The 21,820-nt window shown below is 68.0% G+C and carries 19 protein-coding genes; 17 read left to right on the top strand and 2 right to left on the bottom strand.

The features are described from left to right. Window positions 1–36 precede the first annotated feature (36 nt). A complete protein-coding gene (locus MKD38_RS11960) occupies window positions 37–420 on the bottom strand; it encodes an Mth938-like domain-containing protein (RefSeq protein WP_252677062.1) in 384 nt (127 codons plus the stop codon). Window positions 421–735: 315 nt separating this feature from the next. Here MKD38_RS11960 and MKD38_RS11955 point away from each other — a divergent pair, with 315 nt between their 5' ends. The 7 genes from MKD38_RS11955 (at window position 736) to crcB (ending at window position 7,365) form a co-directional block, all read left to right on the top strand. After that, window positions 736–1,971, top strand: coding sequence for a pyridoxal phosphate-dependent aminotransferase (locus tag MKD38_RS11955; RefSeq protein ID WP_252677060.1), 1,236 nt, complete (start codon window positions 736–738; stop codon window positions 1,969–1,971). A gap of 50 nt (window positions 1,972–2,021) precedes the next feature. Further along, a complete protein-coding gene (locus MKD38_RS11950) occupies window positions 2,022–3,332 on the top strand; it encodes a homoserine dehydrogenase (RefSeq protein WP_252677057.1) in 1,311 nt (436 codons plus the stop codon). Window positions 3,333–3,353: 21 nt separating this feature from the next. Further along, window positions 3,354–4,799, top strand: a complete 1,446-nt coding sequence (gene thrC / locus MKD38_RS11945) for a threonine synthase (protein ID WP_252677055.1) — start codon at window positions 3,354–3,356, stop codon at window positions 4,797–4,799. A gap of 170 nt (window positions 4,800–4,969) precedes the next feature. Beyond that, window positions 4,970–6,208 (top strand): molybdopterin molybdotransferase MoeA, encoded by a 1,239-nt coding sequence (locus tag MKD38_RS11940; protein ID WP_252677053.1) that lies wholly within the window; start codon window positions 4,970–4,972, stop codon window positions 6,206–6,208. Between the two features lie 32 nt (window positions 6,209–6,240). After that, window positions 6,241–6,498 carry a molybdopterin converting factor subunit 1 gene (moaD, locus tag MKD38_RS11935; protein ID WP_252677051.1) on the top strand — a complete coding sequence of 86 codons (258 nt, stop codon included), beginning with the start codon at window positions 6,241–6,243 and terminating at the stop codon, window positions 6,496–6,498. Window position 6,499: 1 nt separating this feature from the next. Next, window positions 6,500–6,985 (top strand): molybdopterin synthase catalytic subunit MoaE, encoded by a 486-nt coding sequence (gene moaE / locus MKD38_RS11930; RefSeq protein ID WP_062800446.1) that lies wholly within the window; start codon window positions 6,500–6,502, stop codon window positions 6,983–6,985. Continuing rightward, window positions 6,985–7,365 (top strand): fluoride efflux transporter CrcB, encoded by a 381-nt coding sequence (crcB, locus tag MKD38_RS11925; RefSeq protein WP_012353067.1) that lies wholly within the window; start codon window positions 6,985–6,987, stop codon window positions 7,363–7,365. Before moaE ends, crcB begins: the two co-directional genes overlap by 1 nt. On the opposite strand, the gene MKD38_RS11920 is transcribed toward crcB, so the two are convergent. After that, a complete protein-coding gene (locus MKD38_RS11920) occupies window positions 7,347–8,222 on the bottom strand; it encodes an alpha/beta fold hydrolase (RefSeq protein WP_252677049.1) in 876 nt (291 codons plus the stop codon). The two genes, crcB and MKD38_RS11920, sit on opposite strands and share 19 nt — an antisense overlap. A gap of 262 nt (window positions 8,223–8,484) precedes the next feature. Here MKD38_RS11920 and MKD38_RS11915 point away from each other — a divergent pair, with 262 nt between their 5' ends. The 10 genes from MKD38_RS11915 (at window position 8,485) to clpB (ending at window position 21,736) form a co-directional block, all read left to right on the top strand. Further along, window positions 8,485–9,144, top strand: a complete 660-nt coding sequence (locus MKD38_RS11915) for a TetR/AcrR family transcriptional regulator (RefSeq protein WP_115680462.1) — start codon at window positions 8,485–8,487, stop codon at window positions 9,142–9,144. A 109-nt stretch (window positions 9,145–9,253) separates the two neighbouring features. Then, window positions 9,254–10,441, top strand: coding sequence for a substrate-binding domain-containing protein (locus tag MKD38_RS11910; RefSeq protein ID WP_252677047.1), 1,188 nt, complete (start codon window positions 9,254–9,256; stop codon window positions 10,439–10,441). 86 nt (window positions 10,442–10,527) lie between these two features. Continuing rightward, window positions 10,528–11,289: an ABC transporter ATP-binding protein gene (locus MKD38_RS11905; RefSeq protein ID WP_252677201.1), complete on the top strand. Its 762-nt coding sequence runs from the start codon at window positions 10,528–10,530 to the stop codon at window positions 11,287–11,289. Beyond that, on the top strand, window positions 11,282–12,022 hold the full coding sequence (locus tag MKD38_RS11900) for an ABC transporter ATP-binding protein (RefSeq protein WP_252677046.1): 741 nt from the start codon (window positions 11,282–11,284) through the stop codon (window positions 12,020–12,022). The genes MKD38_RS11905 and MKD38_RS11900 overlap by 8 nt, the downstream gene beginning before the upstream one ends. A gap of 49 nt (window positions 12,023–12,071) precedes the next feature. Further along, window positions 12,072–13,100, top strand: coding sequence for a branched-chain amino acid ABC transporter permease (locus tag MKD38_RS11895; protein ID WP_252677044.1), 1,029 nt, complete (start codon window positions 12,072–12,074; stop codon window positions 13,098–13,100). An 11-nt stretch (window positions 13,101–13,111) separates the two neighbouring features. After that, entirely contained in the window at window positions 13,112–14,188 is a 1,077-nt protein-coding gene (locus MKD38_RS11890; protein WP_252677042.1) for a branched-chain amino acid ABC transporter permease, read from the top strand. Window positions 14,189–14,202: 14 nt separating this feature from the next. Then, on the top strand, window positions 14,203–15,756 hold the full coding sequence (locus MKD38_RS11885) for an acyl-CoA synthetase (RefSeq protein ID WP_252677040.1): 1,554 nt from the start codon (window positions 14,203–14,205) through the stop codon (window positions 15,754–15,756). 138 nt (window positions 15,757–15,894) lie between these two features. After that, a complete protein-coding gene (locus MKD38_RS11880) occupies window positions 15,895–18,039 on the top strand; it encodes a D-(-)-3-hydroxybutyrate oligomer hydrolase (protein WP_252677039.1) in 2,145 nt (714 codons plus the stop codon). Then, a complete protein-coding gene (locus MKD38_RS11875; protein WP_252677038.1) occupies window positions 18,039–18,920 on the top strand; it encodes a MaoC/PaaZ C-terminal domain-containing protein in 882 nt (293 codons plus the stop codon). The genes MKD38_RS11880 and MKD38_RS11875 overlap by 1 nt, the downstream gene beginning before the upstream one ends. 227 nt (window positions 18,921–19,147) lie before the next feature. Then, window positions 19,148–21,736 (top strand): ATP-dependent chaperone ClpB, encoded by a 2,589-nt coding sequence (gene clpB / locus MKD38_RS11870; RefSeq protein ID WP_252677037.1) that lies wholly within the window; start codon window positions 19,148–19,150, stop codon window positions 21,734–21,736. Window positions 21,737–21,820 lie beyond the last annotated feature (84 nt).

The following is a 21,820-nucleotide window of genomic DNA, read 5'->3' as shown; positions in this document are numbered from 1 at the left end:
AGCGTGGCGACTGCTCAACTTTCGCCGGGGGCCGCGTCAGGCGGCCTCGGGCTCGAGCAGCAGCACCGCCGCCACCTTGCGGCCCTCGGCCATCAGGATGTTGTAGGTGCGGCAGGCGGCCTGCATGTCCATGGCGTCGACGCCAACATGGCGGCGCGCCAGTGATGCGGTCAGGCGCGGGTGCGGAAAGCGCAGCCGCGAGCCGGTGCCGAGCAGCACCACTTCGGCTCCCAGTTCGGACAGCTGCTCGAAATGCGCAGGCTCCAGGTCTTCGAAACGGTCGACTGGCCAGGGCCGCACTTCGCCCTCCGGCATGACCAGCACCGACCTGGTATGGCGCACGAGGTTGATTTCGATATACCCGGGCCCGTAGGCCGTGACGGTGTTGAGCGACTGGGGCTGGTCGGCGTGGAGTTTCACTTGGGGGTCTCGGCGGTGGCCGGCGCGGGCTGGCGGGCGGGTCCGCGGAGCGGAAGGCCGGCGGGCCGGGCGGGCAGTGGATGGACGACAGCGGGCAGGCGACCGCGGTGCGCGCGGACAGCGCACGCTGCAATGCAAGAATCCCTGCCGAAGTCTGTCATAATCCGATAAATTATAGCTTTTGCCTTCCTGTCTGCCACGTTTGCGTTGCATCGCAGCGGACGGCGCCTCCGCATTCTTTCAGATTCTGTCAGATCGCCCCGATTCCCAGTCCGGTGCCGCCGACGCGGCACGCCACGCTTGCCCGACATCGCCGTGAAACCCATCCAGAAATCCAACAAGCTCAATAACGTTTGCTACGACATCCGCGGGCCGGTGCTGGAAAAGGCCAAGCAGATGGAGGAAGAAGGGCACAAGATCATCAAGCTGAATATCGGCAACCTGGCCGTATTCGGTTTTGACGCGCCGGAAGAGATTCAGCAGGACATGATGCGAAACCTGCCGAATTCGGCAGGTTATTCCGATTCCAAGGGCATTTTCGCCGCGCGCAAGGCGATCATGCACTATACCCAGCAAAAAAATATCGAAGGCGTCGGCCTGGACGATATCTATGTGGGCAACGGCGCCTCCGAGCTGATCGTGATGGCCGTCAACGCGCTGCTCAATACCGGCGACGAAGTGCTGGTGCCGGCGCCGGACTACCCGCTGTGGACCGCCGCGGTCAGCCTGTCGGGCGGCACGCCAGTGCACTACATCTGCGACGAGTCCAACGCGTGGATGCCCGATCCGGCCGATATCCGCGCGCGCATCACGCCGCATACCAAGGCCATCGTCATCATCAACCCGAACAACCCCACCGGGGCCCTGTATTCGGATGAGCTGCTGCGCGAGATCGTCGCGATCGCGCGCGAGCACGGCCTGATCATCTTTGCCGACGAGATCTACGACAAGGTCCTGTACGACGGCAACACCCACACCTCGATCGCCTCGCTGTCGACCGACGTGCTGACGGTGACCTTCAACGGCCTGTCGAAGAACTACCGCTCGTGCGGCTACCGCGCCGGCTGGATGGTGGTGTCGGGCGACAAGCGCCCGGCCATCGACTACATCGAAGGCCTGAACATGCTGTCGTCGATGCGCCTGTGCGCCAACGTGCCGGGCCAGTGGGCGATCCAGACCGCGCTGGGCGGCTACCAGAGCATCAACGACCTGGTCGCCGAAGGCGGGCGCCTGCGCCGCCAGCGCGACCTGGCCTACGAACTGATCACCGCGATTCCGGGCGTGACCTGCGTCAAGCCCAAGGCGGCGCTGTACCTGTTCCCGAAGCTGGACCTGTCGATGTACCCCGTGCAGGACGACCAGGAGTTCATCTATGAACTGCTGCAGGAGTCCAAGGTGCTGCTGGTGCAGGGCTCCGGTTTCAACTGGGCCCGGCCCGACCATTTCCGCATCGTGTTCCTGCCGCACGAGGAAGACCTGCGCGAGGCCATCGGCCGCATCGCGCGCTTCCTCGAGGCCTACCGAAAACGCCACGGCAAGGCAGCGGCCTGATCCGGCCGGCCGCGCCGCAACCCATCCTTAGCAACTCAGAAGATTTGTCCATGAACCCCATCAAAGTTGGCCTGCTCGGCATCGGTACCGTCGGTAGCGGCACGTTCAACGTGCTCAAGCGCAACCAGGAAGAAATTCGTCGCCGCGCCGGCCGCGGCATCGAGATTGCCGTGGTGGCCGATCTCAACACCGAACGCGCGCGCGAACTTACCAACGGGGAAGTGGAAGTCGTCAGCGATGCCAACGCGGTGGTCAACCGCCCCGACATCGATATCGTCATCGAACTGATCGGCGGCTACGGCATTGCGCGCGAGCTGGTGCTCAAGGCGATCGAGAACGGCAAGCACGTGGTCACCGCCAACAAGGCGCTGCTGGCCGTGCACGGCAACGAGATCTTCGAGGCCGCGCGCAAGAAGGGCGTGATCGTCGCGTTCGAGGCCGCGGTGGCCGGCGGCATCCCCATCATCAAGGCGCTGCGCGAAGGCCTGACCGCCAACCGCATCCAGTGGATCGCCGGCATCATCAACGGCACCACCAACTTCATCCTGTCCGAGATGCGCGACAAGGGCCTGGATTTCGACGTGGTCCTGAAGGAAGCGCAGCAGCTGGGCTATGCCGAGGCCGACCCGACCTTCGACATCGAGGGCGTCGACGCCGCGCACAAGGTCACGCTGATGAGCGCGATCGCCTTCGGCATGCCGGTGCAGTTCGACAAGGCCCACGTCGAAGGCATCACCAGGCTGTCGGCCACCGACATCAAGTATGCCGAGGAACTGGGCTACCGCATCAAGCTGCTCGGCATCACCCGCCGCCGCGACGACGGCGTCGAGCTGCGCGTGCATCCGACGCTGGTGCCGGCCACGCGCCTGATCGCCAATGTGGAAGGCGCGATGAACGCGGTGCTGGTGCAGGGCGATGCCGTGGGCGCGACGCTCTACTACGGCAAGGGCGCCGGCGCCGAGCCGACCGCCTCGGCAGTGATCGCCGACCTGGTCGACGTGACCCGCCTGCACACGGCCGACCCCGAGCATCGCGTGCCGCACCTGGCGTTCCAGCCGGACGAGCTGTCGAGCGTGCCGGTGCTGCCGATCGAAGAGATCAACAGCTCGTACTACCTGCGCATGCGCGTGTCCGACGAGACCGGCGTGCTGGCCGAGATCACGCGCATCCTGGCCGAGGGCGGGATCTCGATCGACGCCATGCTGCAGAAGGAATCGCGTGAAGGCGAGCCGCAGACCGACATCATCATCCTGACCCACATCACGCGCGAGAAGCACGTCAACGCCGCCATCGCCAAGATCGAGGCACTGCCCACGGTGCTGTCCGCGGTGACGCGCCTGCGCATGGAAGAACTGAACTAAGGGCCGGACCGGACCATTGTCATGAAATACCAGTCGACCCGCGGCCACGAGATGCCGCAATCGTTTTCCGAGATCCTGCTGGGCGGCCTGGCGCCGGACGGCGGCCTGTACCTGCCCGCGCAGTATCCGCAGGTCACGGCCGATGAGCTGGAAGCATGGCGCAAGCTCCCGTATGCCGACCTGGCCTACGAGATCCTGCGCAAGTTCTGCGACGACATTCCGGCTGAAGACCTGCGCGCGCTGACGCGCAAGACTTACACCGCCGAGGTGTATTGCAACGCGCGCGCAGGCGACAACACCGCCGACATCACGCCGCTGCGCACGCTGGGCGAGGAAGGCGGCACCAGGCTGCAGCTGCTGGGCCTGTCCAACGGCCCGACGCTGGCCTTCAAGGACATGGCGATGCAGCTGCTCGGCAACCTGTTCGAGTACGCGCTGGCGCGCGCCGGGCAGGAGCTGAACATCCTGGGCGCCACCTCCGGCGATACCGGCAGCGCGGCCGAATACGCGATGCGCGGCAAGCGCGGCATCCGCGTCTTCATGCTGAGCCCGCACCGCAAGATGAGCGCGTTCCAGACCGCGCAGATGTTCAGCCTGCAGGACCCGAACATCTTCAACATCGCCATCGACGGCGTGTTCGACGACGCCCAGGACATCGTCAAGGCGGTCTCGAACGACCACGCCTTCAAGGCGCGCCAGAAGATCGGCACGGTCAACTCGATCAACTGGGCGCGCGTGGTGGCCCAGGTGGTGTACTACTTCAAGGGCTGGCTGCTGGCGACCGACGGTCCCGGCCAGAAGGTCTCGTTCTGCGTGCCGTCGGGCAACTTCGGCAACGTCTGCGCCGGCCATATCGCGCGCATGATGGGCCTGCCGATCGACAAGCTGGTAGTCGCCACCAACGAGAACGACGTGCTCGACGAGTTCTTCCGCACCGGCGCCTACCGCGTGCGCAAGTCGGCCGAGACCTACCATACCTCCAGTCCGAGCATGGACATCTCCAAGGCCTCGAACTTCGAGCGCTTCGTGTTCGACCTGCTGGGGCAGGACGCCGGCAAGCTGGCGGCGCTGTTCCGCGACGTGGAAGAGCAGGGCGGCTTCGACCTGGCCGGCACGCCGGAATTCGACCGCATCCGCGAGTTCGGCTTTGTCTCGGGCCGCAGCACGCACGAGGACCGGCTGGCGACCATCCGCGACCTGTCGTCGCGCTATGGCATCACCATCGATACCCATACCGCCGACGGCATCAAGGTGGCGCGCGAGCATCTCAGCGCCGGCGTGCCGATGGTGGTGCTGGAAACCGCGCTGCCGGCCAAGTTTGCCGACACCATCCGCGAAGCGCTCGGCCACGAGCCGGAGCGCCCGGCGAAGTTCGAGGGCATCGAGAGCCTGCCGCAGCGCTTCGAGGTGATGCCGGCGGACGCCGCGCAGGTGAAGGCCTATATCGCCCGCCACACCGGCCTGTAAGCGCGCAGGGGCGCGGACGTGGTGCGGCGCCGCCGCGTGCCGGGTCCCGCCCAACTCGCTACAATCAGGCTGCGGGCCCGATCCACGGTCCCCGGATTGCCAGCCCCGCGCGCGGGTGCCGGCAGTGCGCGGGCCGTTTTTCGTGGGCCAACCCTTTCGCACATCGCACCATGACCCAAGCCGCAGCACCTTCCCGTCCCCCGATGCTGACCATGGCCCAGGCGCTCGACGCGCTGCTTGGTGCCGCCCGGCCGCTGGCGCAGGCCGAGTCGATCGACACGCTCGCCGCCAACGGCCGCGTGCTGGCCGCGCCGGTGACAAGCACGCTGCGCGTGCCGCCGGCCGACAATACCTCGATGGATGGCTACGCTCTGCGCGCGGCCGAGGTCCCGGTCGCGGGCACGCGGCTGCGCGTGTCGCAACGGATTCCCGCCGGCCATGTCGGCACCGCGCTGGAGCCGGGCACCGCGGCGCGCATCTTCACCGGCGGGCTGATCCCGCCCGGCGCCGATGCCGTGGTGATGCAGGAGCAATGCACGGCCGAGGGCGACGACGTGATCGTCAACCACGTGCCGCAGTCCGGCGAATGGGTGCGGCGCGCCGGCGAGGATATCGAAGCCGGCAGCGTGATCCTGGCGGCCGGCAAGCGGCTGACGCCGCAGGCGCTGGGGCTGGCCGCGTCGGTCGGCCAGGCGCAGCTGGAGGTGGTGCGACGCGTGCGCGTCGCGGTGTTCTTCACCGGCGACGAACTGGCGATGCCGGGCGAGCCGCTCAAGCCGGGCGCGATCTACAACTCCAACCGTTTCACGCTGCGCGGCCTGCTGGAGAACCTGGGCTGCGAGATCAGCGACTTCGGCATCGTGCCCGATACGCTGGCCGCGACGCGCGAGACGCTGCGCCGCGCGGCGCAGGGTCATGACCTGATCATTACCTCGGGCGGCGTCTCGGTCGGCGAGGAAGACCATATCAAGCCCGCGGTCGAGGCCGAGGGGCGGCTCGATATGTGGCAGATCGCGATCAAGCCGGGCAAGCCGCTGGCGTTCGGGCAGGTCGGCAGCGGCAGCGAGCCGGCGTTTTTCCTGGGCTTGCCGGGCAACCCCGTGTCCAGCTTCGTAACCTTCCTGCTGTTCGTGCGCCCGTTCATCCTGCGCCTGCAGGGCGTGGCCGAGGTCACGCCGCGGCGCCTGCCGCTGCGCGCCGATTTCGCGCTGAACAAGGGCGACCGCCGCAACGAGTTCCTGCGCGCGCGGCTCAACGCCGAGGGCGGGCTGGACCTGTTCCCCAACCAGAGCTCGGGCGTGCTGACCTCCACCGTCTGGGGCGATGGCCTGATCGACAATCCGCCCAACCAGGCGATCGCGCGCGGCGACACCGTGCAGTTCATTCCGTTTGACGGCCTGCTCGCGTAGCGGCCGGCATGACCAGGAAGCAGAAGGCAGCAATGATCATCGAACTCCGATTCTTTGCCAGCGTGCGCGAGCAGCTCGGCGTGTCCGCCGAGCGCGCCGACGTGCCGCCCGAGGTGCGCACCGTCGGCGCGCTGCGCCAGTGGCTGCGGCAGCGCGGCGGGGCCTGGGCCGAGACCCTGGCCGAGGGCCGCGCGCTGCGCATGGCGGTCGACCACGCCGTGGCCCGCGCCGATACCGCGCTCGCCGAAGGCTGCGAAGTCGCGTTTTTCCCGCCCGTGACCGGAGGCTGAGATGAGCGTCAGGGTGCAGCGTGAGGATTTCGATCTCGGCGCCGAAGTCGCGGCGCTGCGCGCCGATAACCCGCAGGTCGGCGCCGTGGCCAGCTTTATCGGCACCGTGCGCGACGTCAGCGAGGGCAGCGCCGTCAGCGCGATGGAGCTGGAGCATTACCCGGGCATGACCGAGAAGGCGCTGGCGCAGATCGAGGCGGCGGCGTGCGCGCGCTGGGAACTGCTGGGCGTCACCATCATCCATCGCGTCGGCCCGCTGCTGCCGCTGGACCAGATCGTGCTGGTCGCGGTGGCATCGAAGCACCGCGGCAATGCCTTCGCCGCGTGCGAATTCATCATGGACTACCTCAAGTCCGAAGCGCCGTTCTGGAAGAAGGAAGAAACGCCGGAGGGCGCGCGCTGGGTCGATGCACGGGTGACCGATGAAGACGCGCTGAAGCGCTGGGGCATCCAGTCGATCAACGCCAGCGGCGAGGACCAGCCCTGATGGGGCCGTTGGGGTTTGTCGCCGTCGGTGTCGGCGCCGCGGCGGGGGCATGGCTGCGCTGGGGATTCTCGGTGCTGTGGAATGCCATCAATCCGGCGATGCCGTACGGCACGCTCGCGGCCAACCTGCTGGGCGGCTACCTGATCGGGCTGGCGGTCGGCTTCTTCGATACCCATGCCGGCCTGCCGCCGGAATGGCGCCTGCTGGCCATCACCGGCTTCCTCGGCGGGCTGACCACGTTCTCGACGTTCTCGAGCGAGGTCGTGGCCAACCTGATCGCCGGCGACTACGGCTGGGCGGCGATGCACCTGCTGCTGCATCTCGGCGGCTCGTTGCTGCTGACCGCCCTGGGGCTCTGGACCTATCGCATGCTGGCCTGACCGGCGTCCCGGATCAGGGCCAGCAGCGCGGCGTTGAAGGCCTGTGCCTGCTCCATATGCGGGCTGTGGCCGGCGCCGGCCACCACGCTGTACCCCGCCGCCGGGTGCAAGGCCCGCGTGGCCATGCCCACCGCCGGCGCATACAGCCGGCTCGACTCCCCATACAGATGGAACAGCGGCAGGCGCGCCGCGCGCAGCGTGTCGCGGAAATCCTGCCGCGCCATGTCTTCCCACAAGCTGGCCAGCGCCGAGGCATCGCACTGCTGCGCCATGTGCGCGATCCGCTGCGTCGCCGCTGCCTCCGGACGCCGGCCTGCGGCCCACAAGCCTGATGCCACCGACGGCGCCAGCCGGGGCCAGTCGGCGCGGACCCGCTCTGCCATCTGCCGGGCATGGGCCGGTTCGTAATGGCCGTGCAGCCCATGCGGCCAGCCCTGATCAGTGACCATGCGGGGCGTCATGTCGATGCTGCCGACCGCCGCGAGCGGCAGTTGCGGCTGGTCGCGCAGCAGCGCCCAGGCCACCATCGCGCCCATCGACCAGCCCGCCACCACCACGTCAGCCAGCCCGAGGTGCCCGACCAGCGCGGCCACGTCGCACGCAAGCGCCGCGACGGTCGCGCCCGCGCGCTGCCGCGACAGGCCATGCCCGGCATGGTCGGGGGCGATCACGCGGAAGCCCGCCAGCGCCAGCGCGCGCTGTCCGTCAAAGGCCGCGCCATTGACCGACCAGCCGTGCAGCAGCAGCAGGGGCCGTCCCTGGCCAACCTCGCGCCAGCCGGGCAGGGCGCCGCGCGCCGGATGGAGCGCATAAGGCGGCGCGGCGGGGCTGGCAGGTATCGGATCGGAAGCGTCCAACGGCGTGTCTCGGCTGGCTGGAGGGGTAAAAGATTCCCGGGCTGCCGCACGGGGTGAGGGTGCCCCTCTATTGACATCCACGCTGGGCAATTTATACGATGAAACATGAATCAGATATCAGGTTTTGCCTGAATGTCGGTTCCGGGCGACGGCAAGTGGGCGGGAGGGGCGAGGAGGCGCCTGCCGACAACCTGCCGGCGCCGGCAAAACAGGCAGCGGTCGGCATTTCCATGACAAGGCGCGCAGCGCCACCGGAGACAAGATGTCCACCACCCAGACTGGCGACACCGGCATAGCCGACGTCGACGCCACCGGCCCGGCCGGCGGCATGGGCCCGCCCAAGACCGCGCGCGGGCAGAAGACACGCGAGGCGCTGCTGCGCGCCGCCGAGAAAGTGTTTGGCGAGAAGGGCTACTACGCCGCGTCGATCTCAGAGATCACGCAGGAAGCCAAGGTGGCGATGGGCACCTTCTACCTGTACTTCAAGGACAAGGAAGACATCTTCCGCGCGCTGGTCGCGCACATGCTGGAACTGGTGCGCGCGCACCTGCGCAAGCACGTGGCCGCCGCCGAAACCCAGATGGAGGCCGAGCGCCTGGGCCTGAAGGCGTTCCTGTCCTTCGTTTCGCGCCACAAGAACCTGTACCGGATCGTGCTGGATTCTTACTCGGTCGACGAGACCATCTACAGCAGCTATTTCCAGGTGTTCGCCGAGCTCTACAGCCGGCGCCTGACCCGTGCCGAAGAGCAGGGCGAAATCGTGCCCGGCGATGCCGAGGTGCGCGCCTGGTGCCTGATCGGCATCAGCAATTTTCTCGGCATGCGCTATGCGCGCTGGAAGCGTCCGCCGTCGATGGAGAAGGTCGTCGACACCGCGTTCGACCTGATCGCGCATGGCCTGCAGCCGCGCCAGACGCGATAGGCGCCGATAGCACAGTACCGGCCCGCATGCGCCGCCAGCCGGCATGCCACGCAGTTGCAGCAGGTTTCATCCCTACAAACACAAACGAGACCGAACCCAGGAGACCGCAATGCATCGCAACCCCCACGCCCTACGCGCCCTGGCCCTGGCCGCCGCGCTGCTCGGCGCCGGCGCCGCGCTGGCCAAGGACATCCGCATCGCCCACGTCTACGACAAGACCGGCGCGCTCGAGGCCTATGCCAAGCAGACCCAGACCGGCCTGATGATGGGCCTGGAATACGCCACCAACGGCACCATGACCGTCAACGGCAACAAGCTGGTGGTGATCGAGAAGGACACGCAGGGCAAGCCTGACGTGGCCAAGGCGCAGCTGGCCGCGGCCTACAGCGACGACCGCGCCGACATCGCGGTGGGCCCGACGTCGTCCGGCACGGCGCTGGCGATGCTGCCGGTGGCCGAGGAATACAAGAAGGTGCTGCTGGTCGAGCCCGCCGTGGCCGACTCCATCACCGGCGACAAGTGGAACCGCTACATCTTCCGCACCGGCCGCAATTCGTCGCAGGACGCGATTTCGAATGCGGTGGCGCTGGACAAGCCGGGGGTGCAGATTGCCACGCTGGCGCAGGACTATGCCTTTGGCCGCGATGGCGTGAAGGCCTTCAAGGGGGCGCTGAAGAACGCGAAGATCGTGCATGAGGAATACCTGCCGACCAGCACCACGGACTTCACCGCCGGCGCGCAGCGGCTGTTCGATTCGCTCAAGGACAAGCCCGGCCGCAAGGTGATCTTCATCATCTGGGCCGGCGCCGGCAACCCGTTCAAGATCGCCGACCTGGACCCGAAACGCTACGGCATCGAGATCGCCACCGGCGGCAACATCCTGCCCGCGATGGCCAGCTACAAGAACTTTCCCGGCATGGAAGGGGCCACGTATTACTACTTCGGCATCCCCAAGAACAAGGCCAACGAGTGGCTGGTGTCCAACCACTACAGCAAGTTCAAGGCGCCGCCCGATTTCTTTACCGCCGGTGGCATGAGCGCGGGCATCGCGCTGGTCGAAGCCCTGAAGAAGACGCATGGCGATACCGGCACCGACAAGCTGATCGCGGCGATGGAAGGCATGTCGTTCGACACGCCCAAGGGCAGGATGACCTTCCGCAAGGAAGACCACCAGGCGATGCAGTCGATGTACCACTTCAAGATCAAGGTGGACCCGGCCTTTGCCTGGGGCGTGCCGGAGCTCGTGCGTGAGATCAGGCCCGAAGAAATGAATGTGCCCGTGCGCAACCACCGCTGATGGACGCGCCAGCCTCCTTCGCCAGGACCGCGCCGTCGCAGCCGGCGGGCCAGTCCGCTGGCGCGGCGGCGTCCGCATTGCGGCCGTTGCTGGAAACGCGCGGGCTCACCATCCGCTTTGGCGGCCACGTGGCCGTCAATGCGGTGTCGTGCGCGTTCCGGCCCGGCGAGCTGACCTGCATCGTCGGGCCCAACGGCGCCGGCAAGACCACGTATTTCAACCTGATCTCCGGACAGCTGCCGCCCACTGCCGGGCAGATCCTGCTCGACGGCGAGGACGTGACGCGCCTGCCGGTGTCGCAGAAGACCCGGCGCGGCATCGGCCGCGCGTTCCAGCTGACCAGCCTGTTCCCGCAGCTGTCGGTGCTGGAAAACGTGCGGCTGGCGGTGCAGGCGCGGCAGCAGCGCGGCATCGACCTGTTCTCGATGTGGTCGCGTCACCGCGACCTGCAGGCGCAGGCCATGGCCATCCTGGAACGCGTGGCGCTGGCCGGCAAGCGCCACCTGACGGTGGCGTCGCTGCCGCACGGCGACCAGCGCAAGCTGGAGGTCGGCATCTTGCTGGCGCTGCAGCCGCGCGTGTTCATGTTCGACGAGCCCACTGCGGGCATGAGCGTCGACGAAGTGCCGGTGATCCTGGACCTGATCCGCGAGATCCGCCAGGACCGCAGCAAGACCGTGCTGCTGGTCGAGCACAAGATGGACGTGGTGCGCTCGCTGGCCGACCGCATCATCGTGCTGCACAACGGCACGCTGGTGGCCGATGGCGATCCGGCCGGCGTGATCGCGTCGCCGGTGGTGCAGCAGGCCTACCTGGGCCTGCCGGAAGAGGAGGGCAGCCATGGCTGAGGCAACCACGGCGCAGCCGATCCTGCAGCTGCAGGACGTGCAGACCCATATCGGCCCGTACCACATCCTGCACGGCGTCAGCTTCGCGGTGCCGCGCGGCGGCGTGACCATGCTGCTGGGACGCAACGGCGCCGGCAAGACCACCACGCTGCGCACCATCATGGGCCTGTGGCAGGCCAGCGCCGGCACCGTCAGCTTCAACGGCGCCGATATCACGCGCCACGGCACGCCGGCGATCGCGCAGGCCGGCATTGCCTACGTGCCCGAGAACATGAGCGTGTTCTCCGACCTGACCGTGGCCGAGAACATGCGCCTCGCCGCCCGCACCGGCGCCATCGACGAACGCCGGCTGGACTGGGTGTTCCGCATGTTTCCGGCGCTGAAGACCTTCTGGCACCAGCGCGCGGGCGTGCTGTCGGGCGGGCAGAAGCAGATGCTGTCGGTGGCGCGCGCCATCATCGAGCCGCGCCAGCTGCTGATCGTCGACGAGCCGACCAAGGGGCTGGCGCCGGCGATCATCCAGAACATGATCCATGTGTTCCGCGAGCTGAAGCAGACCGAGGTGTCGATCCTGCTGGTGGAGCAGAACTTCCATATGGCGAAGTCGGTGGGCGATACGGTGGCGGTGATGGACGATGGCCGCACGGTGCATACCGGCGCGATGGCGGGGCTGGCGGAGGACGAGGCGCTGCAGCAGCGGCTGCTGGGGTTGTCGCTGGCGGCGCACCAGTAGGCCTTTGCGCTTGCGCAGGCCGGAGCACACAATCAGCACGAACAGACACATGACGACTTCATCAACCACCTTGCCGGCCGCAACCCCGGCCGCACCGCCCGGCGTCCGTCTCGACTGGACCCCGCTGGCGCTCGCGCCCTTGCTGATGCTGCTGGCCTTTCCGCTGGTCGGCAGCCCGTCGACCTGGCTCACGCTGACCATTGCCGGCCTGGCGATGGGGATGATCATCTTCGTGGTGTCGTCCGGGCTGACGCTGGTGTTCGGCCTGATGGACGTGCTCAACTTCGGCCATGGCGCATTCATCGCACTGGGCGCCTATGTCGCGGCCTCGGTGCTGCTGCCGCTGGCGGGCTGGGTCGAGGCCGACAGCCTGGCGCTGAACCTGTCGGTGTTCGCGCTGGCGATCGCCGCGGCGATGGTGGCCGCCGGCGCGGTCGGGCTGTTTTTCGAGCGCGTGGTGGTGCGTCCGGTCTACGGCCAGCATCTCAAGCAGATCCTGATCACGATGGGCGGCATGATCGTGGCCGAGCAGCTGATCAAGGCGATCTGGGGCCCGGAAACCATCGCGCTGCAGGTGCCCACCACCTTCCGCGGCGCGGTGCTGCTGGGCGACGCGGCGATCGAGAAATACCGGCTGATCGCGATGGCGCTGGGGCTGGTGATCTTCATCGCCATGCTGCTGCTGCTCAACCGCACCCGCATCGGCCTGCTGATCCGCGCCGGGGTGGAGAACCGCGAGATGGTCGAGGCGCTGGGCTACCGCATCCGGCGCCTGTTCATCGGCGTGTTCGTGGTGGGCGCAGGGCTGGCCGGGCTGGGCGGCGTGCTGTGGGGGCTGTACCAGCAGAACATCACGGCGGCGATCGGGGCGCAGGTCAATGTGCTGATCTTCATCGTGATCATTATCGGCGGGCTGGGCTCAACCACCGGCTGCTTTGTCGGCGCGCTGCTGGTAGGGCTGATGGCCAACTACACCGGTTTCCTGTTCCCAAAGGTTGCGCTGTTCTCCAACATCCTGCTGATGATGCTGATCCTGCTGTGGCGCCCGCAAGGGCTGTTCCCGGTGGCGCGGCGCTGAGGGCAACGACCATGATCCGACTTCTCTCCGGCGACCTGCCGCGCAGCCGCGTGCTGGCGGCGCTGCTGCTGCTGATCCTGATTGCGCTGGCGTGCGCGCCGTTTGCGTTCCCCGGCGCGCGCGCGCTCAACATGGCGGCCAAGATCTGCATCTTCGTGGTGCTGGTGGCCAGCTATGACCTGCTGCTGGGCTATACCGGCATTGTCTCGTTTGCCCACACCATGTTCTTCGGCATCGGCGGCTATGGCGTGGCCATCGCCATGTCGCGCATGGAGCCGGGCTGGGGCGCATTGCTGGCCGGCACGGCCGGCGCGTTGGCCGTATCGGCGTTGCTGGCCTTTTTGATCGGGCTGTTCTCGCTGCGGGTGAGGGCGATCTTCTTCGCCATGATCACGCTGGCGGTGGCCACCGCCTTCGCCACGCTGGTATCGCAGCTGTCGGAATGGACCGGCGGCGAGGACGGGCTGACCTTCAAGGTGCCCGAGGTGCTGCGCCCCGGCTTTACGCCGGGCGACGCCGAATGGCTGGGCGTGCCGCTGAGCGGCAAGCTGCTCAGCTACTACCTGGTCTTCGCCGGCGCGCTGATGCTGTTCCTGGCACTCCTGCGCATCGTCAATTCGCCGTTCGGGCGGGTGCTGCAGGCAATCCGCGAGAACGATTTCCGCGCCGAGGCGATCGGCTACCGCACCGTGGTCTACCGCACGGTGTCGACGGTGCTGTCGGCGATGTTCGCCACGCTGGCGGGCGTGCTGATGGCAATCTGGTTGCGCTACAACGGCCCCGACACCTCGCTGTCGTTCGAGATCATGGTCGACATCCTGCTGATCGTGGTGATCGGCGGCATGGGCACGCTCTACGGCGCGGTGATCGGCACCGTGCTGTTCCTGCTGGCGCAGACCTACCTGCAGGATGTGATGAAGCTGGCCAGCGACGGCACCGCCGCGCTGCCGCTGCTGTCGGCGCTGCTGCATCCGGACCGCTGGCTGCTATGGCTGGGACTGCTGTTCGTGCTGAGCGTCTATTATTTCCCGCAGGGCGTGGTGGGCCGGCTGCGCGGCAGCGGGCCGGTCCAGGACATCGCCAGCTGAGCGGAGGCTAGCCCATGTACGTGATCGACTGGCTGCACCGGAACGCGCAGCATTGCCCCGACAAGGTCGCGCTGGTGGACGTGGAGAGCGGCCGCCACGTGACCTATCGCCACGTCGACGAGCGCGCCAGCCGCTTTGCCGAATACCTGCGCGACCATCTGCGCCTGGCACCGGGCACGCGCGTGGCGGTGCTGGCGCACAACAGCTCGGACTATCTCGAGATGCTGTATGGCTGCGCCAAGGCCGGCATGGTGATGGTGTGCCTGAACTGGCGCCTGCCCGCGGCCGAACTGCTGCCGATCCTGCACGACTGCACGCCGCAAGTGCTGGTGGCTGGCGACGGCTTCCTCGGCGTGGCGGCGGAACTGGCCCGCGCCATGCCGTTGCGCGCGGTGCTGCACCTGGCCGATGACGAGGCCGCCGACGTGCCCGGCGGCTGGACCGAATACGAGGCCGTGCTCGATGCCGCGTCCGGCCGCATCATCGAGATGCCGTGCCGCGACGAGAGCGAAGTCTGGCACCTGCTGTACACCTCCGGCACCACCGGCAAGCCCAAGGGCGTGATCCAGACCTACGGCATGGTTTTCTTCAACGCCGTCAACGCGATGCTGGCCAACCAGATCACGCGCGACGACGTGTTCCTCAACGTGCTGCCGTTCTTCCATACCGGCGGCCTGAACCTGTACGCCAACCCGGTGCTGCACGCCGGCGGCACGGTGCACATCATGCGGCAGTTCGAGCCGCAGGCCGTGCTGGACCGGCTCGACCGCCGCAGCGGCGCGGGCATCACCATGTTCTTCGCGGTGCCGTCGGTGTACCTGTTCCTGAGCCAGCATCCGCGCTTCGCGCAGGCGGACCTGTCCGGCGTGCGCAATATGGCGGCCGGCGGCTCGCCGGTGCCACGGCCACTGCTGGAAGCCTACCTGGCCAAGGGCGTGACCATCCGCTTCGGCTTCGGCATGACCGAGACCGGCCCCACGGTCTTCGTTTGCGACGAGGACACCGCGCGCCGCAAGCTCGGCAGCATCGGCAAGCCGGTGGGATCGATGCTGACCCGCATCGTCGATCCGCTCGGCGTGGACGTAGGCCCTGGCGAGCGCGGCGAACTGCTGATCAAGGGGCCGGGCGTGACGCCGGGCTACTGGAACCTGCCCGAGGCCACCGCGCAGGCGCTGCGCGACGGCTGGCTGCATTCCGGCGACATCGCCTATTGCGATGAGGACGGCGACTACTACATCGTCGACCGCGCCAAGGACATGTTCATCTCGGGCGGCGAGAACGTCTATCCGGCCGAGGTCGAGAACGTGCTGTTCCAGTTGCCGGGCGTGGCCGAGGCCGCGGTGATCGGCACGCCGGACCCACGCTGGGGCGAGGTCGGCATGGCGCTGGTGGTGCTGAGCCCGGGTGCCGCGCTGGACGCGGATGCCGTGATTGCCCACTGCAAGGCGCACCTGGCCGGCTACAAGGTGCCGCGCCAGGTGCGCTTTCTCGACGCGCTGCCGCGCACGCCGTCCGGCAAGGTGGAAAAGCACAAGCTGCGTGCGGACGTTGCCGGCAACAGCGGCTGAGGCGCGCACCAGTCCCCCAGGTTCGACGTTGTTCCCGTTGTTCGCGGTCGCAGTCCTTGCAATCCTTGCAGTCTTTCGCAGTCTCCCATCGACGTAGGTCTCGACGGCCCCGGCACGGGGCGATAGAAGGAGGTTGACATGCAATCCACGCAGCATTCGCCGCGGCGGCACCGCGGCCTCAGGCTCACGGCGCTGGCGGCGGCCGCATCGATGCTGGCCGCATGCGGCTCGGGCGACGACGACAACGGCAATGGCGGCAAGCCCAATGCCAAGCCCGCCTATATCGGCGCAGTCACCATCAGCAGCTACGACGGCGCCACCGACGACCTGCTGACCGCAGGCCTGGGCAAGGACGGCCTGGCCAGCAGCACGGCGCCACTGCCGCTCAACCCGGCCGCACCGACCGCGGCGGAACTGCGGCGCTATGCGATCTATACCAACTATCGCGCCATTGTCGACACCAGTGCCGGCGGCGGCTATGGCTCGCTCTATGGGCCCAACGTCGATGCGCAGGGCAATATCACCGCGTCGGAGGGCAAGGTCGCGGGCGTCGAGTACGTGGCCTACTCCGATGACGGCTCCGGCCAGCAGAACGTGACCATGCTGGTGCAGATACCGACCACGTTCAACCCCGCCACGCCATGCCTGATCACCGCGACCTCGTCCGGCTCGCGCGGGGTCTATGGTGCCATCGGCACCGGCGAATGGGGGCTGAAGCGCGGCTGCGCGGTGGCCTATACCGACAAGGGCACCGGCGCCGCACCGCATGACCTCGATACCGACACGGTGCCGCTGATCGACGGCACCCGCACCACGCGCGCGGCCGCCGGCAAGAACGCGCACTTCGCCGCGCCGGCAGGTGCCACCTCGCTGGCGGAATTCACCGCCGCCAACCCGCACCGGCTGGCGTTCAAGCACGCGCATTCGCAGCGCAACCCGGAGAAGGACTGGGGCAAGTTCACGCTGCAGGCGGTGGAGTTTGCGCTGTGGGCCATCAATGACCGCGTCGGCGCGGTGTCGGCCAACGGCACGCGCCAGCGCACGCTGGACCAGGACAAGGTGCTGGTGATCGCATCGAGCGTGTCCAATGGCGGCGGCGCCGCCGTGGCGGCCGCCGAGCAGGATGCCGGCGGCCTGATCGACGGCGTGGCGGTGGCCGAGCCCAACCTGAACATGCCGCCCAACACCGGCATCGTGGTGCGTCGCGGCGCGGCACAGGTGCCGGCCTCGGGCCTGACGCTGTACGACTACACCACCACCGCCAACCTGCTGCAGCACTGCGCCGGGCGCGCCACCGCGCTGACCCAGGCGCCGTTCTACACCAATCCCACCATGGCGCCGTTCTTCGCCGCGCGCTGCCAGACGCTGGCCGAGAAAGGGCTGGTCACCGGCGCCAACACCGACCAGCAGAGCGCCAGCGCGCTGCAGGCGCTGCGCGCCGCCGGCTGGGAAGCGGAATCGGACGACCTGCACCCGTCGCTGGCCGCGTTCGACGTGGCGGCCGCGATCTCGGTCACCTATGCCAACGCCTATGCGCAGGCCAGCGTGACCGACCGGCTGTGCGGCTACAGCTTTGCCGCCACGCTGACCGACCTGAAGCCCGCTGCGATCGCACCGGCGCCGCTGGCGTCGATGTACGCCACCGGCAACGGCATCCCGCCGCAGGCACCGGTCCAGCTGATCAACGACCGCGATCCGCAGCACGGGCCCTACCTGAACCTGCCGTCCGTGTCCGCCTCGACCCAGCGCGCCGACCTCAACTACGACGGCGCCAGCTGCCTGCGCAACCTGCTGACCGGATCCGATGCGGCGGCACTCGCGTTGCAGGCCGGCCAGGCGCTGACGCTGCGCAACGGCAACCTGCGCGGCAAGCCGGCGCTGATCGTGCATGGGCGCAGCGACGCGCTGCTGCCGGTCAACCATACCTCGCGCCCCTACCTGGGCCTGAACCGCCAGCAGGAGGGCGTGGCCAGCAAGCTGTCCTACGTGGAGGTCGAGAACGCACAGCATTTCGACGCCTTCATCGGCGTGGTGCCGGGCTACAGCAACCGCTATGTGCCGTTGCACGTCTACCTGAACCGGGCCCTCGACGCGGTCTACGACAACCTGACCGCGGGCAGGGCGCTGCCGCCGTCGCAGGTGGTGCGGACCACGCCGCGCGGCGGCACCTTCAACACCCCGGCGCCGGCGCTGCTGCCGTCCAACGTGCCGCCGTTCGCCGCCACGCCGGCACCCGGCAACGCCATCACCGTCACCGCCAATACCGTACAGGTGCCCGACTGATGCACGACGAACCGCCGCGCGTGCTGTCGCAGCGCGATTTCGACCGCTTCGCCGCGCTGTCGCGCGACGACAACCCGATCCATTGCGATCCGGCCTTTGCCCGTGGCACGCATTTCGGTGCCACGGTGGCGCACGGCATGTTGCTGTTCTCGCTGCTGTGCGCGCATGGCGCGCGGCAACTGCCGCGGCCGGCCTTGCCGGTCGCGCAGACGCTGATGTTCCCGGCGCCGGCGTTCGTTGGCGATGCGGTGCGGTTTGCGCTGTCTGCGCAGCCCGCGCCCGCCGGGCTTGCCGCCTGCGCCACCACGGTGAGCTGTGCGGCCGGGGCGGGCCAGGCGCCGCGGGTGACGGCCGTGGGCGAGTCGCGCTGGCTGACGGACGCGAGTCCAGCGGCACTGGCCGGCCAGTCAGCCGGAGCGCACCCGGTTGCGCAGGACGGCGACGCGGCCCTGTACGGCCTGCGTCCGGGCCAGCAGGCGAGCGCGGTACGGGCCTTCACCGCGGCGGACCTGGACGAGTACATCGCGCTCACTGAAGACCACAACCCGTTCCACGCCGATGCGGGCTTTGCCCGCGCGCGGGGCTTCGCCGGGCCGCTGGTGCCGCTGCCGCTGCTGGCCGGCATGTTCTCGGACCTGCTCGGCACCCGGCTGCCCGGGCGCGGCACCGGGTGGATGAAGCAGTCGCTGCGGCTGGCGGCGCCGGCGTGGCTGGACGAGCCGCTGACGGCGCGGGTGCGCATCGTGCGGCTGCGCGCGGACAAGGATCTGGTCAACCTGGCCAGCGTGGTCACCGGCGCGGACGGCCGGGTGGTGGTGCGGGGCGAGTCGCTGGTGCTAGTGCGCAACCTCGCCGACAAGGCCGCAGACCGCGCCGCGTAGTCCCCACGCGTATCGCTGGCATCACATGCCGCCGCGACAGCGCGCCCGCGCCGCGCAACGCCGGAGAGCGCGATTCCGTGCGGAATGCGGCCTTGAAATGTCACGGCAAAGCCTTATCTTTCGGTATGACATCGAGTGTCCGGCAGGGCATACGGGCGCGCCGGCAACCGCCGCCGGCGCCAGCGCCCGCGCATCAGGACACGACCTATCCGAGAGAGGGAATCCTTATGCGTCTTGACAAGCTGACCACCCGGTTCCAGGAAGCGCTGGCTGATGCGCAAAGCCTGGCGCTGGCCAACGACAACCAGTACATCGATCCGCAGCACGTGCTGCGCGCCCTGCTGGCGCAGGACGACGGCGCCGCCAAGGCGCTGCTGGCGCGCGCCGGCGCCAACGTGCAGGGCCTGCAGACCGCGCTGGACGCGGCCATCAAGCGCCTGCCGCAGGTACAGGGCACCAGCGAGGTCCAGATCGGCCGCGACCTGGTGAACCTGCTCAATGCCACCGAGAAGGAAGCAATCAAGCGCGGCGACCAGTTCATCGCCAGCGAGCTGTTCCTGCTCGCCGTCGCCGACGACAAGGGCGACGCCGGCCGGCTCGCGCGCGAGCACGGGCTTAACCGCAAGTCGCTGGAGTCGGCGATCCAGGCCGTGCGCGGCGGCGATTCGGTCAACAGCGCCGAGGCCGAAGGCCAGCGCGAGGCCCTGAAGAAATACACCATCGACCTGACCGAGCGCGCCCGCATCGGCAAGCTCGATCCCGTGATCGGCCGCGACGACGAGATCCGCCGCGCGATCCAGATCCTGCAGCGCCGCACCAAGAACAACCCGGTGCTGATCGGCGAGCCGGGCGTGGGCAAGACCGCCATCGTCGAAGGCCTGGCGCAGCGCATCGTCAACGGCGAGGTGCCCGAGAGCCTGAAGAACAAGCGCGTGCTGGTGCTGGACATGGCCGGCCTGCTGGCCGGCGCCAAGTATCGCGGCGAGTTCGAGGAACGCCTGAAGGCCGTGCTGAACGACGTTGCCAAGGACGAGGGCCAGACCATCGTCTTCATCGACGAGATCCATACCATGGTCGGCGCCGGCAAGGCCGAGGGCGCGATCGACGCGGGCAACATGCTCAAGCCGGCGCTGGCGCGCGGCGAGCTGCACTGCATCGGCGCGACCACGCTGGACGAATACCGCAAGTACATCGAGAAGGATGCCGCGCTCGAGCGCCGCTTCCAGAAGGTGCTGGTCGACGAGCCGAGCGTGGAGGCCACCATCGCCATCCTGCGCGGCCTGCAGGAAAAGTATGAACTGCACCACGGCGTCGAGATCACCGACCCGGCCATCGTCGCCGCGGCGGAGCTGTCGCATCGCTATATCACCGACCGCTTCCTGCCCGACAAGGCCATCGACCTGATCGACGAGGCCGCCGCGCGCATCAAGATGGAAATCGATTCCAAACCGGAGTCGATGGACAAGCTCGAGCGCCGCACCATCCAGCTGAAGATCGAGCGGGAGGCGGTCAAGAAAGAGACCGACGAAGCCTCGCTCAAGCGCCTGGAATTGATCGAGCAGGAGATCGCACGCCTGGAGAAGGAATACGCGGACCTGGATGAAATCTGGAAGGCCGAGAAGGGCGCCGCGCAGGGCACGGCCGCGCTGAAGGAAGAGATCGAGAAGGTCAAGCTCGAGATCGCCAAGCTGCAGCGCGAAGGCAAGCTCGACAAGGTCGCCGAGCTGCAATACGGCAAGCTGCCGGGCCTGGAAGGCAAGCTCAAGGCCGCGACCGACGCCGAGGCCAGCGAGCAGAAGCAGCCCAACAAGCTGCTGCGCACGCAGGTGGGCGCCGAGGAAATCGCCGAAGTGGTGAGCCGCGCCACCGGCATCCCGGTATCGAAGATGATGCAGGGCGAGCGCGAGAAGCTGCTGAAAATGGAGGAGCGCCTGCATGCGCGCGTGGTCGGCCAGGACGAGGCCGTGCGGCTGGTGTCCGACGCCATCCGCCGTTCGCGTGCCGGACTGGCGGACGAAAACAAGCCCTATGGCTCGTTCCTGTTCCTGGGCCCGACCGGCGTCGGCAAGACCGAGCTGTGCAAGGCGCTGGCCGAGTTCATGTTCGATTCCGAAGAGCACCTGATCCGCATCGACATGAGCGAGTTCATGGAGAAGCACAGCGTCAGCCGCCTGATCGGCGCGCCGCCGGGATACGTGGGCTACGAGGAAGGCGGCTACCTGACCGAGGCCGTGCGCCGCAAGCCGTACAGCGTGGTGCTGCTCGACGAGGTCGAGAAGGCCCACCCGGACGTCTTCAACGTGCTGCTGCAGGTGCTGGACGACGGCCGCCTGACCGATGGCCAGGGCCGCACGGTGGACTTCAAGAACACGGTGATCGTGATGACCTCCAACCTCGGTTCGCAGATCATCCAGGCGATGAGCGGCGAGCCGCAGGAAGCGATCAAGGGCGCGGTCTGGCAGGAAGTGCGCACGCATTTCCGGCCTGAATTCCTGAACCGGATCGATGAAGTGGTGGTGTTCCACGCGCTCGACCAGAAGAACATCGAGTCGATCGCGCGCATCCAGCTGCAGCGCCTGCAGGCCCGCCTGGCCCGCATGGACATGACGCTGGAGGTTACCGACCATGCGCTGGAGAAGATCGCCAGCGCGGGCTACGACCCGGTGTTCGGGGCGCGTCCGCTGAAGCGGGCGATCCAGCAGCAGATCGAGAACCCGGTGGCGCGGGCCATCCTCGAAGGCAAGTTTGCGGCCAAGGATGTGGTGCCGGTGGATTACGTCGACGGGGAGTTCACGTTCGGGCGGAAGCTGGACTGAGGCTGAGCGTCGCCTCCCCGCACACGGGGGAGGCGTGGACAAGCGTTGCCATGCACAATCCCTGCGCGCGAGCGCAGGGATTTT

The sequence above is a fragment of the Cupriavidus sp. WGlv3 genome, from assembly GCF_023952475.1.
Lineage (GTDB): Bacteria > Pseudomonadota > Gammaproteobacteria > Burkholderiales > Burkholderiaceae > Cupriavidus > Cupriavidus phytorum.
Note: the sequence above shows the minus strand (reverse complement) of the source record. Positions and strands in the feature narration are given on the sequence as shown.